This window comes from Cyanobacterium stanieri LEGE 03274, assembly GCF_015207825.1.
GTDB classification, from domain to species: Bacteria; Cyanobacteriota; Cyanobacteriia; order Cyanobacteriales; family Cyanobacteriaceae; genus Cyanobacterium; species Cyanobacterium stanieri_B.
Genome location: NZ_JADEWC010000031.1, coordinates 26,162 through 38,971, shown reverse-complemented (window position 1 = coordinate 38,971; position 12,810 = coordinate 26,162). Strand labels below are relative to the sequence as shown.

The window sequence follows — 12,810 nt, the reverse complement described above, 5'->3', positions numbered from 1 at the left end:
CCCTATCTCCTCATCACCCCCACTCCCCATCACTGAAAAGGAGAAAAAGAACCTCCTAAACCTTCCACAATGGTTTGAGTATTGAGCATTAATTTTTTTTGATAAGTTTCCGCTCCCGAACCTGATTCCCCCAGACCATCGGCAAATAGAGGATTATCCGCTACTTTAACATTTGCTTCCGTGGCAACGGTGTTAATGATAGTTCTACTGACAGAACTTTCCACAAAAATAGTAGGCACATTAGAATCTTGAATTTTTCTGACCAAATCTCCCACCCTCCCCGCAGTGGGTGCTTCTTCGGTACTAACTCCCTGTAAAGCACTATTAGACTGTAACCCGTAAGCACTTACAAAATAGCCTAAAGAACCATGATTACTAACCAAAATTCTCTGATTAGGGGGAATTGTCTCTATTTGTGCCTTAATCCATTCATCGATCGCCCCTAACTCATCATTAATCAGATTAGCTTGATCTTGATATAACTGGGCTTGATCTGGTTGCAACTGGGCTAATTGTTCCGCAATCACATTAACTATTTCTATGCCATTACTTCCATCGTGCCAAACATGGGGATCGGCAAATTCCTCCTCATCTCCATGGCTGTGATCATGACCATGATCATGACCATCATCCCCCCTCATCATAATTGGTTCTGGCACAGCCTGTTCATATACCGCAACCTTGGGAGCTTCGTTGGCCGTCGCCTCAATTAAACTAACCAAGCTAGGTTCAAAGCCATAACCACCATATAAAATCAAATCCGCCTGATCCATCTCTCGACGATCATCAGGAGTCGCTTGATAAACATGGGGATCAATCCCCGCATCCACTAAACAATTTAAATCAATGGTTTCTTGGGCTATTTGACGGGTTAAATCACAAATTACATCCGTAGTTGTCACCACCAAAGGTAAATCAACGGTTTCTGTTTCCGAGTCCACATTCTCCCCCACTTGATTGGTGCTGGTGGGAGCATTACAGCCAAATAAAGCCCATAAGGCTAACAAGGAGCAAATAAAACGACCGTGGCGAAAATTTAACATTATGACCCTAATATTTTATGATGGTGATAGTCTAAAATATCATGAGAATGATAATCATTTATTCATAAAATCTATGTTAGAGGTTCAGCAAGTAGCTGTCAACTATCGAGGCATTATTGCGGTAGAAAATATAAGTTTTTGTCTCACCTCAGGGCAAATAGTTGGAATTATAGGACCTAATGGAGCGGGAAAAAGTTCTTTAATTAAGTCAATTTTGGGCTTAATTCCTCTGGCACAAGGAAAAATTACTTATCGTTCCCAAGCCTTATCAAAACAGTTGGATCAAGTGGCTTATATACCCCAAAGGGCGCAAATTGATTGGGATTATCCTATCACCGTAGAAAGGGTGGTAATGATGGCAAGAATTCGTCATCGTCCTCTATTCCGTTCCCCTTCCCGACAGTCAAAGGAGACAGTTAAAAATGCTTTAGAGAGGGTGGGAATGTGGGATCTGCGCGATCGCCCCATAGGTCAACTATCAGGGGGTCAACAACAAAGAGTATTTCTAGCCCAAGCCCTCGCCCAAGAAGCAGAATTATTTTTGTTTGATGAACCCTTTTCAGGGGTGGACAAAAAAACTGAAAAAATGATTTTTAAGGTATTAGATGATCTAAAAAAACAAGGAAAAATTTTGTTAGTAGTGGGTCATGAGTTGAAGGAAACTTCTAGGGAATATGACCGTTTTTTGTTAATTAATAAACAGTTGATTGCCAATGGTTCTCGCAGTGAAGTAATTACCCCTGAAAATCTGCAAAAAGCCTATGGAGATAATGTTATTTTATTGACTAACAATTTAGGGAAAAGGGAATAGGGAACAGGGAATGGTGTTACTTTTTATTTTTTTACTATCTTGTTACCCTTTATATTAATATTTTTCGTTTTATTTAAAAGACTTTAATTAATAGTTATTTAGTATTGTTATTGAAGATAATATGTTGGATTTTTTGCTTGAACCCTTATCCTTTGGATTTATTCGTAACTCCATGGTAATGATTGTTTTATTGGGGGTGCTTTGTTCGATTACAGGCAGTTTCTTGATAGTACAAAGAATGGTTTTTTTTGGTGAAGTAATTGCCCATGCTGTGTTACCCGGACTGGCGATCGCCTTTTATGTTGGCATAGATTTATTTATCGGGGCATTCATCTCAGGGATGTTAAGCAGTTTGATTATTGCTTGGATTCAATCCCAATCGAGGGTAAAAGTAGATGTAGCCATGTCTTTAGTTTTCTCGGGATTTCTCGCCCTAGGAATACTATTAATTAGCGTTTTACAAAGTAGAATCGACTTACATAGTTTTCTGTTTGGAGACATTTTAGGGATTACAGTTAATGATTTGTGGCGTACATTTTTTATCACTATTTCTGTCCTTATTTTCGTTAAACTATTTTATCCCCATTTACTTTTTTATACCTTTAATCCTCTCGGCGCTCAGGCGATTGGTTTACCAGTACAATGGATTAACCTCGGGCTTGTTTCTGTGACCACCTTAGCTATCATTGCTAGTATGCAAGCGGTAGGGGTTTTATTAGTAGTTTCCCTGTTAGTAGGCCCTGCTATTACTGCCTATCTATTGGTTAAAGAATTACACCAAATGATCATTTTAGGGGCAATTTTAGGGGGTATTAGTGGAATTTTGGGCATCTATATTAGTTACTATCTCAATGCACCATCAGGGGCTGCCATCGTCCTCGTCGTAACAGTTTTATTTCTTTTTGCCTTTCTATTTAGCCCCAAGGAAGGAGTTTTAACCCGTCCTCAATTTTTCAGTAAACCAAATCGATTAATTCGCCATCTAGTGAAAATTAAAAAATAAATTATTAAAATTCTCCCAAGAAAGCAGATTCTAAGGTGCGATCGCCCTTATTCTGTCAAGGATTGTTGTAAATTCATCGAGTCACAACCCATAAAATCAGCCCGAATAAAACCCATATTATCACCCATAACACTAGGTCTAACCCTTACCCAATAATAACCCTGTCTATCTCTAGGGGGCATACTATCATCATCCGTCATATAACCATCCCAACTGTAGTGCAAATCATCACCATGACGCACTCGATTAACCACAGAATGATTAGTACCGGGGCCAGATCTTATATTTACAACCCCATTACCGCTATTAGTACAAACCTGCAAATGAGTTGCACTCCAAGCCCTATTAACAGGGGTAAAAGAAAAAAGAAGGGACGCAAGAAGTAAAGTTTTGAAACTCATAATTATTAATTTTATTTAATATCAAATTTAGTTATTTACTCATCAATTATATAAACTAAATCCGTGAATCATAATATAACTCAGTTCAATTTATTGAACGATGAACTATTAGCCTTGTAATTCATTGCAAGGTAAGTGATGATATATTTCTATTACAAAATATAAAGTTTTTTAAGAATTGTCATCATATCTCAACATTTATCCCTTTTTTAAAACTAATAAGTATCAAAGAATACTAAAAAGCTACAACTAAAACCTTTACATAAAAGCAACTAAGAAGGTTCACACGTTATATTAATAAATGTAAAGCAGTAATTAAGTTTTTTAAATAAATCAAACTTAATCAAAGCAATTATCAAAAAATAACCATGAAATTAAGTTCCATCATTAGTACAACATTAGAACCCCGTTGCCAAATCCGTTGGACAGAACAAACCGCCTGGACACTATTAAGAGTCGTTATTGGTGTCATGATGATTCATAATGGCCTAGACAAATTAGGTAATATTGAAAGTTTTGCTGAAGCCTATGTTTCTTATATTGGCTTACCCTTTCCTATCTTCTTTAGCTATGTTGCCGCCTATACAGAGTTAATCGGTGCGCCCTTGGTAGCTATCGGGTTATTAACAAGACCAGCTGCTTTAGGTTTATTTGGTACTATGTGTGTAGCGATGTACCATCATATTCTCGTAGCTGGTTTAAGTCTTCCCTATTTAGAATTATCCGCCATCTATGCTGGTTGCTTTTTCTTTTTCCTCGTCAACGGTGGAGGTTTATTTTCTGTGGATGCGGTACTATCTAATTTAATTAACAAAAATCTTTTCAACCAGAAAATTGAGCAAACTAAGCTATTAGAGAAAGTTTATCAGGACTCTAATTCTGAGGAGCAAAAATCACTTTCTTAGTGATGATATGACATTTACAACAATGGGTAAACAAGGATAGATTTGAGGATTTAGGCTTAAGGTTTAACTAATCTAATTTTAATTAACTTTGAATTTTCGATGATTAATTTTTCCTATCCAATCCCTAACACTTTTTCTAGCTCAATTATTTTATCCCCTTCCCAGAGGGGATTTTTTTTATTTAAGTTTGGCTAATACTAATTTGAATTAGGGATCAATAAAATATATAATCTTTGAAATATCAGGGGTGTGTCGAAATCCTACGAAAGTCAAGAAAGATAAAGTTTTATTTCACAAAGCTCAAAAAAAATGTTATCTATAATACGATTATCCAAATATAGAAATTTTTATCGTATTTTCCGAGGTTAATTATACGTTATGACCAGAAAAAAAACTAAAACTGGAACTGGTTTGGGAAGTTCTAAGTCGAAAGTTAATATAACCCTTACCCCAGAAGCTAATGAAACTCTGGTAGCTCTTGCAAAGGAGACAGGGTTAACAAAGTCTAAACTATTTGAGCAAATTTTAATTGGTGGATTCGTTATTAATAGCCAAAATGCAGATAAAAAAGTTATTTTGCATGATGAAAGTGAGGGAGAGCAGAAGTTTTCTATCGCTCAAGTAGATGAAGATAATCAAGATAGTGGGGGTGATTCTATTTCCTCTAAGGAGGATGCCACAGCATCAGATAAACAACAATACCTCGACAAAATAGCTAAGTTGGAAAAACAACTGGATGAGCAAAAAAGTTTGGTAGCTGATAAGTCTAAGGATAATCAGGATTTAGTTAGTAAGGTAAAGGCTCAAGAGGATGAAATTAAGTCTATTGAGAAGAAATTAGATGATAAAAATAATCAGGTAAAAGGTTTAGAGGATAAGTTAAATAGTGTAACTCAGACTTTAGAAAAAAGTGATCAATCGAGCCGAGTTGAAAAACTTAATCAGGAGTTAGATTCAAGTCATAATACTATTAATAGTTTGAAGGAAAAAGTATCTAGTTTAGAATCTTTAATTGAGGAAAAAGATCGGCATATTAAGAGCTTAAAAGAGGAGCTTAGTGGTTTAGAAAGTAAAGTAAAAGATAATGAAGATAATGAGAAGTTAAAGTCTGTAATTGAGGAAAAACAACAAGAAATTGATCGGTGTCGTCGAGAAATTGCCACTAAGGAACAAGAAAAAATTGCTCTGAGTCAAAATTATGCAACACAACAGAATACTATTAGTCGGAGTTTAACTCAGGAGAATGCGCAACAAAAGGCTTTAATTGCTAGTTTAAATAAACGTTTAGCTGATTTGGAAACGGTGGCTAGTATTGGGGAAAGAATGCTTAATAAGTGGCGTAAATAATGGGTTTATACCAAATCTGATTTAGAAAATATATCATAACTCTCCTTGCGATGAATTACAAGGCTAATAGTTTATCGTTCAATAAATTGAACTCAGGTATATTTTAATTCAGGGATTTATAGTATTATTCGGTGGTTGTGTCCCATAAAAAAAAGCTGATCTTTGGTTTAGATCAGCCTTTAATTATTTAGTTTTGTATGGGCGATCGCCCATAACCCAAAGCCTTATAATTGAGGGATAAACTGTTCTTTTTCAGGAACTTCAGTATATTCAGCCACAATCTGGCGGAATTCTTCACCATCAATGGTTTCCCTTTCAATTAAAAGATCCACGAGGCGATCGATTACTTCACGATTATCCCGAACAATTTGACGAGCTAATTGATGACCATGTTCAGCAATCATACGAATTTGATCATCAATGCGGGAAGCACTTTCTTCGGAATACTCAGCACGGTTCATAAAACCACCACCAAGGAAAACCTCTCCCCCTTGTCCTTCGAGGGATAAAGGCCCCATGTCACTCATACCAAAACGAGTTACCATCTGTCTTGCCATCCCAGTGACTTGCTGTAAATCACCTCCAGCGCCCGTGGTAACTTCATCATCACCAAAGATTTCTTCCTCGGCGGCACGTCCTCCCATTGCCCCTGCAATCCTTGCCATAAGCTGGGATTTGGTGGTTAAACCTTGTTCCTCGTTAGGGGTAAACCAAGTTAAGCCTTGGGCTTGTCCACGGGGAATCAGGGTTACTTTTTGGACAGGATCATGATCCTTTAAAAGAGTACCAACGATCGCATGGCCCACCTCATGATAGGCAATCAAGCGCTTACTCTTACTATCCACAAGGGGAGTTCCCTCCATCCCTGCAATGACACGATCCACCGCATCATCAATTTCACTCATGGTGATTTCAGGTTTACGACGACGGGCTGTTAAAATGGCCGCTTCATTGAGAAGGTTTGCTAAATCTGCTCCACTAAATCCAGGGGTACGACGGGCGATCGCCTCGATGGACACCTCAGGGGCTAACTTTTTATTACGGGCATGGACATCCAACACCCCTAAACGACCTTTAAAATCAGGGGGATCAACCATTACCTGACGGTCAAAACGACCAGGACGCATCAGCGCAGAATCAAGCACATCAGCCCTGTTAGTCGCTGCAATAACGATAATACCAGTGTTACCCTCAAAACCATCCATCTCAGTCAGAAGTTGGTTTAAAGTTTGTTCCCTTTCATCATTACCGCCACCGATACCAGCGCCACGCTGACGACCTACCGCATCAATCTCATCGATAAAGATTAGACAAGGGGCATTTTCCTTCGCTTTTTTGAACAAATCACGGACACGGGAAGCACCCACACCCACAAACATTTCCACGAATTCAGAACCAGAAATGCTGAAGAAAGGAACTCCTGCTTCCCCAGCGATGGCCTTAGCCAACAAGGTTTTACCAGTTCCTGGAGGGCCTACCAATAATACACCCTTAGGAATACGAGCGCCCACGGCCGTAAACTTTTCAGGCTGTTTAAGGAAAGTAACAACTTCTTGTAATTCTTCTTTAGCCTCATCAATTCCAGCCACATCATCAAATTTGATGCCAGTTTTAGCATCCATTTGGAAACGAGCCTTAGACTTGCCAAAACTCATCGCCTGTCCAGGGCCTCCTGGCATATTGCTAGAACGACGGAAAAGGAAAAATAAGGAAGCAATTAATAATACAGGGAATACTAAATTACCTAAAATTCCCCAAACAGCGCCTTCGTTACGCATGGGATGAGTATCAAAACTAATACCAGATTCCCTTAATTTACTGATTAATTCGGGGGAAGACCCGGGTAAATCAACCCTTAATCTTTGTACCTGACGTAATTCAGGGTCAACGGCTTCCACAATGGCAGTGCGTCCACCTTCGTATAAATCAACGCTACTAACTCTACCTTTATCTATATATTCTAAAAATCTACCATAGGTCATACGGGTACTAGCAGTGTTGCCAGTATCGCTCATGTTGTTGGGAGCAAAACTGCCTTGCCAGAGGAAAAATCCCACTACCAAAAACGGGATTGCCCACAATAGTATAGTTCGCCAAGGTGTTTTCATATTTTCTTAAATCCTCTTTTTACTATGGGGAAGTGAGCTAACACTTTCCTTTAATGTTGTCTTTTATTTAATTATTAACAATAATAACAACTACTTCTTAACTAAAGTTAACATAATTCTCATCTTAAAGGCAAAACTCCTTGGAGGGAAAACCACACCAACAGCCACAGGGGCAAGAGAGAAAAAAGGATCACTGTTAATGGTCAATTTTTTCTCCCTATGTCCTACAACCTACATGGGGGAGGCAATGTCACCCACTCGAAAACCTGAGCCAGAAATGATACGTCCTTCGCTAGAGTTGGAGTCCACGTTTAAAAGCTCAATTACTCCCAATTGATTGGTCATGCGACGAATAACTTCCCCCGTTTCAGGATCTTTAATTTCTCGGGAAACCCTTTCAATGGAAAGTCGTAAACCGTTGCGATAGCCATGGCTGCTACCACGATTAATAATGACGCTATTTCCTGCCACATCGGCTACTAATCCTGAGGTTGTGGGGTTTACTCTGGCAATGGACGATAGCTGGGCTTGTCTTTGATTCATTTCGTTAATAACTTCTTTGGCGGCATCTTGGGTGGCCACAGATAATAAAGTGCCGTCATTGTTGGTGGATGTTCCTACCCCCACTCCACGCACCCTCAGTTGTCCATCAACTTGGGTAACTTCTGATTTTCCTTCAGCACTCATCATGATTTCCCCTGTGGTGGTATTAATTAGGCGGGTGTTGATGGTTACTAGGGCTTTTTTTGTTTGATTACCGAAGCCGAAACCAAAGAAGCCAAATCCTGTGTCTCTGTCTTGGAGATCGAATTGGGTAATAGAACCTACCATGATTAGTTCTACCCCTAGTAAGCGTCCTATTTGGGCTGCGGTGGCGTTATCTACTCTGTCACTGGCGCCGAAGTTTTGTTCATCGAGAATGTCTTGGATGCGACTACGTTCGATTACTCGATAGTTTCCGCTGTTGACTAATTCGCTAACGATAATTTCGCTCACTCCACGGGCTGAGCCTTCGATTAGGTTAAGGTAGCTAGGGTTACTTAAACTGTTATAGTCGAAGTCCATGACTGCTAGTCTAATTTTTTCTTGATTGTTTTGGGCTAGAAGGTTTTGGCTGGGTTTACTGTGCGCTGGGGCAATTAAGGGACTAATGTTAGTGGTTATCATTGATGCTCCTATGAGGCTAGAGGCGATCGCCACGGGAACTAATTTATAGGCTCTTTTTTTTGTGATGCTCATAGCTATTTTTATATTTTTTAGGGTTAAACTTTATCTAAAATTATACCAACTATTATTGTGACGTTATTATGGCAAAATTGTTCCTCAAAAAAAGACAATTTCAATTTCTTTTATATTTCTTGTTAGTAATGTTTTAGAGGTATTTTCTAAATAATAGAGCGAATACCTTTGTTATTTTTTTGACTATCTTTTTGATAGCGTGGAATGATATGTATATGGCTATGCATTACTTTTTGCCCTCCAGCTTTATTAACATTAAATCCCACATTAAAACCGTCTGGATTATATTTTTTTACTAATATTTTTTGAATAAAGTTGACCATTTGCCAACATTTTTTTTGATATTCTAAGGGTAGATCAAAATAGCTAGAACAATGTATTTTAGGTATAATTAAACTGTGACCTTGACTGAGGGGATAGCCGTCTTTTATGGCATAGCTCAACGTTGATTCGGTAATTAATTCTAGTTTTGGATAAGGGTTACAAAATATGCAATATTCTTTTCTTTTTTTGATTTGATTATAGGGAATATATTCATAAATTTCGCAAAATTCGTCTTGATATAACGATAAAAAAGGCAATTTTACTAATCTTTGATAGGTTTGTTTTTTATGCACATAATGGGTTCTATATCCTTCTTTTTTTAAGTCTCTCCTTACGGCAAAATATGCTTTTCCTGATGGTTTTAGCATATGGGCGATCGCCATTATAACTTCTTCTTGCTCCTCAGAAAATACAACATTGAGAACATAAAAACAAATTATAGTATCAAATTTTTCTTGGGGATATTCAGGGAAATAATGAGGATCATAACCTATAATATTTAATCCTTTTTCCCCTAGTTTTTTTACGTCATTCCCTAGTCCACAACCAAAGTCTAAAATTTTGCCTTTTAATAGTTGATTATTTAACAAATATCTAGCAGGAAATGATAAATATTTTCTATCGATAGCGGTTAAATGACTATATTTATTTTCCTCTGGATTATCCATTATTCTTGATGATTAATTCGATAAAGAAAAAGAGATTATATTAAATACTTAAATGTTTGCGACAAATAAACCCTCTAAAATGACATCTCAGTCGAGTTATATTTATAGCAATTTTTTTTAAGATTTCATATAAAATATAAAAATAATAATAAAGGGGAGTGCCAGATTTTATTTATCTTCTAATACTAAATCCTATCAGTAAAATTTTGCATTTCCTATCTTATAAGTTATTACACGGCTAATAATGAGGGTTCAATAAATTGAACTAAAATTAATTATTTTAATAGAGTGGTTAACTAATTTTATTCGTTTACTCTCGTGAGCATATTTATTATTACCTTAAATTATTTTCTAGTAAAACGTAATGTTTCAATGGATTGAGCAGTTAAGAATAAACCTAAAATAATATAGCTAAAAAAGATAATTAAACTAGAGGTAGTAAAAATACCCTGAACAAATTCCTCATAACTTTTAATTACAGATAACTGATTAATAAATTCACCGATGGGGTTTTGAATATTATTAGTTAAAGCATCTAAAATAGAAATAAATATTACCAAAACAAAAGTTATAATTGCCGAAAAAATCGTACTTTCAGTAAGGGAAGAAATAAACATTCCTAAGGATAGGATAGCACTAGCAAGGAGAATTAAACCCATATGGGCTAACAAAGGCACAGCGGGAGGAATAGGCGGATTTGAAGTGCTAAAGGCGATCGCCTCGTACAACAAGATTGGTACAATCATAGTAATATAAAACACCACTACCCCCAACAATTTTCCCACAGCCACCACCCAATTAAACACAGGAGAAGTCGCTAGAAGCTCAATAGTGCCTATTTTTCTTTCCTCGGAATATAATCCCATAGAAAGCATTGGTAAAAGGAAAATTGTAATCGAACCCATGATACCAAAAAACACTTGAATAAATTCATAAGGTACATCCCGAGGACTCGTATTACCCAATTGTTCTTGTAATGCTACATTTTGAATTATCCCTTCTTCACTAAATAAAATAAACAGAAAAAATATTCCTGAAATTAACCAAAAAATACTAGCAATAGCTAAAGCCAAAGGAGAATTAAAATAACCTTGTAACTCTTTTTGAAAAATAGCGATTATATTATTAAAAATTTTCATAAAATAAAAAATTAAAGCGAAAACAAAGTAAACATATAGCAACTTTCATATTAGTAAGGTAGAAAATGAGCTATTTTTAGGCAAGAGACAAGAGGCAAAAGATAATAATTGTCCATTGTCTATTGTCAATTTCCCTTAACTAACCATTAATTTCCTTAGTCCATTGAATAATAGCATCTGCCACCGTCTCAATATCCTCTCGGGGTAATTCTGGATAAATAGGTAAACTCAAAACCTCAGAAGCTAATTGAGTAGTCAGAGGATGGGGGGTATATTGATTTTCATATACTGGTAATTGATCTTGAGGAATGGGATAATAAATCATACTACCAATACCCTTATTTGCAAGATATTCTTTTAAATCGTCTCTCCTACCATTAGTTACCCTGATAGTATATTGATGAAATACATGACCCTTAGAAAATTGAGGTACGATAATAGCATCATTATTCCCCAACAATTGGTTATATTGACGGGCAATATCTTGCCTTGTTTGATTCCATTTTCTAATATATTTCAGCTTTACCCTTAAAATAGTTGCTTGAATACTATCAAGGCGGGAATTATAACCCAACATTTCGTTATGGTAATTCTTTTTTGCTCCATGTACCCTTAACATTTTCGCTAATTCAGCAATAGAATCATCATTGGTGGTAATCATTCCTCCGTCTCCGTATGCCCCAAGATTTTTGGTAGGATAAAAGGAAAAAGCGCCCACATCACCGATACTACCTACATATTTTCCCTCAATGTCATGGCGTTGACTCTCCTTACATTGTTGCCCACATCCTAAACAATCACCATGGTATATTGCCCCAAAGGCTTGGGCGCAGTCTTCAATGATTTTTAATCCATATTCTTGGGCAATATCTCTAATTTGTGCCATTTTGGCGGGTTGCCCATATAGATGCACAGGCATAATCGCTTTTGTGTGGGGGGTAATTTTTTCCTTGATACTCTCAGGGTTGATATTAAAGCTATCTTCTTCTATGTAGGCGAAAATTGGTTTTGCCCCCACTAGGCTAATGGATTCAGCGGTAGCATAAAAAGAAAAAGGGCTAGTGATTACCTCATCTCCTACGCCGATATTTAATGCCCTCAGGGCAATGATTAGGGCATCTGTGCCAGAGTTTACACCAATGGCATGGTTAACCCCTAAAAAATTAGCTATTTCTTGTTCTAATTTTTGAACTTCTGGACCTAATACAAACTGGGTTGATTCTAGCACAAGGGCGATCGCCCCATCAATTTCAGACTTCAATTGTTGATATTGTAGTTTTAAATCAAGAATGGGAATTTTCATAAAAATAGAATATTAAAGACATAATAATTTTAGGGCTAAAAATTACGAATAATGAAACTTTTCGAGCCATCAAAAAAATTTATTCTCCTTGGGGGGGAGTCTCAGGGTTTGTCGGTAACTCACTGGGGGGGGTTTGTTGGGCTTCTAATCCCTGTTGGATAATACCTAAAACTTCTTGATAACGCTCATTTTCTGGGTTAACTTCTACCAATTTTTCTATGTGAGGCAGCGCCCCTTGTAAATCTCCCCGTTGTAAATTTAATTCGACTAATCTTTCTAATGCAAAACGATTTTCAGGCTCATTTTCTAACACCGATTCATATCCAGCAATTTCCCTTTCAATTTGAGTAATAGCCGAATTATCTCCCTGAGGATTACCATTTTCTTCAGTAACAGGAGTTTGAGGATTAACAATCATATTAACCACCGCTGAGATAGAAAAGAAGACAAAAGATAACCCAGAAAGAATAATAAAAACCTTTTTAAAAATCTCTTTTCCTTTTTTTTTATTAGCCATAA

12 protein-coding genes are annotated in these 12,810 nt (G+C 36.9%); 4 read left to right on the top strand and 8 right to left on the bottom strand.

Annotated elements, in window-relative coordinates; all coding sequences use genetic code 11:
* Positions 1 to 29: 29 nt before the first annotated feature.
* The gene (locus IQ215_RS12150; RefSeq protein ID WP_193801682.1) at positions 30 to 1,043 is read right to left on the bottom strand and encodes a metal ABC transporter solute-binding protein, Zn/Mn family; all 1,014 of its coding nucleotides are present in this window, start codon (positions 1,041 to 1,043) and stop codon (positions 30 to 32) included.
* A 73-nt stretch (positions 1,044 to 1,116) separates the two neighbouring features.
* Between IQ215_RS12150 and IQ215_RS12145 the strand changes: the two genes are divergently transcribed.
* Together IQ215_RS12145 and IQ215_RS12140 are read left to right on the top strand one after the other, a co-directional pair.
* On the top strand, positions 1,117 to 1,854 hold the full coding sequence (locus IQ215_RS12145; protein ID WP_193801685.1) for a metal ABC transporter ATP-binding protein: 738 nt from the start codon (positions 1,117 to 1,119) through the stop codon (positions 1,852 to 1,854).
* Between the two features lie 121 nt (positions 1,855 to 1,975).
* Positions 1,976 to 2,857 (top strand): metal ABC transporter permease, encoded by an 882-nt coding sequence (locus IQ215_RS12140; protein WP_193801681.1) that lies wholly within the window; start codon positions 1,976 to 1,978, stop codon positions 2,855 to 2,857.
* A gap of 47 nt (positions 2,858 to 2,904) precedes the next feature.
* Here IQ215_RS12140 and IQ215_RS12135 read toward each other — a convergent pair whose 3' ends face one another.
* Positions 2,905 to 3,258, bottom strand: a complete 354-nt coding sequence (locus IQ215_RS12135) for an SH3 domain-containing protein (protein ID WP_193801680.1) — start codon at positions 3,256 to 3,258, stop codon at positions 2,905 to 2,907.
* A gap of 368 nt (positions 3,259 to 3,626) precedes the next feature.
* On the opposite strand from IQ215_RS12135, the gene IQ215_RS12130 reads away from it, so the two are divergent.
* Together IQ215_RS12130 and IQ215_RS12125 are read left to right on the top strand one after the other, a co-directional pair.
* Positions 3,627 to 4,163 (top strand): DoxX family protein, encoded by a 537-nt coding sequence (locus tag IQ215_RS12130; protein ID WP_193801679.1) that lies wholly within the window; start codon positions 3,627 to 3,629, stop codon positions 4,161 to 4,163.
* Between the two features lie 378 nt (positions 4,164 to 4,541).
* Positions 4,542 to 5,510 (top strand): hypothetical protein, encoded by a 969-nt coding sequence (locus tag IQ215_RS12125; protein WP_193801678.1) that lies wholly within the window; start codon positions 4,542 to 4,544, stop codon positions 5,508 to 5,510.
* 224 nt (positions 5,511 to 5,734) lie between these two features.
* Here the strand turns inward: IQ215_RS12125 and ftsH2 are convergent, their stop codons facing one another.
* The 6 genes from ftsH2 to IQ215_RS12095 form a co-directional block, all read right to left on the bottom strand.
* A complete protein-coding gene (gene ftsH2, locus IQ215_RS12120; RefSeq protein WP_193801677.1) occupies positions 5,735 to 7,618 on the bottom strand; it encodes an ATP-dependent zinc metalloprotease FtsH2 in 1,884 nt (627 codons plus the stop codon).
* 231 nt (positions 7,619 to 7,849) lie between these two features.
* Complete coding sequence (locus tag IQ215_RS12115) at positions 7,850 to 8,857, bottom strand: CsgG/HfaB family protein (protein ID WP_193801676.1); 1,008 nt, start codon at positions 8,855 to 8,857, stop codon at positions 7,850 to 7,852.
* 146 nt (positions 8,858 to 9,003) lie between these two features.
* Entirely contained in the window at positions 9,004 to 9,849 is an 846-nt protein-coding gene (locus IQ215_RS12110) for a bifunctional class I SAM-dependent methyltransferase/HIT family protein (RefSeq protein ID WP_193801675.1), read from the bottom strand.
* Positions 9,850 to 10,193: 344 nt separating this feature from the next.
* Positions 10,194 to 10,988, bottom strand: a complete 795-nt coding sequence (locus IQ215_RS12105) for an ABC transporter permease (protein WP_193801674.1) — start codon at positions 10,986 to 10,988, stop codon at positions 10,194 to 10,196.
* A 139-nt stretch (positions 10,989 to 11,127) separates the two neighbouring features.
* On the bottom strand, positions 11,128 to 12,291 hold the full coding sequence (locus IQ215_RS12100) for a DegT/DnrJ/EryC1/StrS family aminotransferase (RefSeq protein WP_193801673.1): 1,164 nt from the start codon (positions 12,289 to 12,291) through the stop codon (positions 11,128 to 11,130).
* 79 nt (positions 12,292 to 12,370) lie between these two features.
* Positions 12,371 to 12,808, bottom strand: coding sequence for a tetratricopeptide repeat protein (locus tag IQ215_RS12095; RefSeq protein WP_193801672.1), 438 nt, complete (start codon positions 12,806 to 12,808; stop codon positions 12,371 to 12,373).
* Positions 12,809 to 12,810 lie beyond the last annotated feature (2 nt).

Bases quoted from the DNA above. Each gene is read 5' to 3' on its own strand.
- IQ215_RS12150 (WP_193801682.1), bottom strand. From the start codon at position 1,043: ATGTTAAATTTTCGCCACGGTCGTTTTATTTGCTCCTTGTTAGCCTTA.
- IQ215_RS12145 (WP_193801685.1), top strand. From the start codon at position 1,117: ATGTTAGAGGTTCAGCAAGTAGCTGTCAACTATCGAGGCATTATTGCG.
- IQ215_RS12140 (WP_193801681.1), top strand. From the start codon at position 1,976: ATGTTGGATTTTTTGCTTGAACCCTTATCCTTTGGATTTATTCGTAAC.
- IQ215_RS12135 (WP_193801680.1), bottom strand. From the start codon at position 3,258: ATGAGTTTCAAAACTTTACTTCTTGCGTCCCTTCTTTTTTCTTTTACC.
- IQ215_RS12130 (WP_193801679.1), top strand. From the start codon at position 3,627: ATGAAATTAAGTTCCATCATTAGTACAACATTAGAACCCCGTTGCCAA.
- IQ215_RS12125 (WP_193801678.1), top strand. From the start codon at position 4,542: ATGACCAGAAAAAAAACTAAAACTGGAACTGGTTTGGGAAGTTCTAAG.
- ftsH2 (WP_193801677.1), bottom strand. From the start codon at position 7,618: ATGAAAACACCTTGGCGAACTATACTATTGTGGGCAATCCCGTTTTTG.
- IQ215_RS12115 (WP_193801676.1), bottom strand. From the start codon at position 8,857: ATGAGCATCACAAAAAAAAGAGCCTATAAATTAGTTCCCGTGGCGATC.
- IQ215_RS12110 (WP_193801675.1), bottom strand. From the start codon at position 9,849: ATGGATAATCCAGAGGAAAATAAATATAGTCATTTAACCGCTATCGAT.
- IQ215_RS12105 (WP_193801674.1), bottom strand. From the start codon at position 10,988: ATGAAAATTTTTAATAATATAATCGCTATTTTTCAAAAAGAGTTACAA.
- IQ215_RS12100 (WP_193801673.1), bottom strand. From the start codon at position 12,291: ATGAAAATTCCCATTCTTGATTTAAAACTACAATATCAACAATTGAAG.
- IQ215_RS12095 (WP_193801672.1), bottom strand. From the start codon at position 12,808: ATGGCTAATAAAAAAAAAGGAAAAGAGATTTTTAAAAAGGTTTTTATT.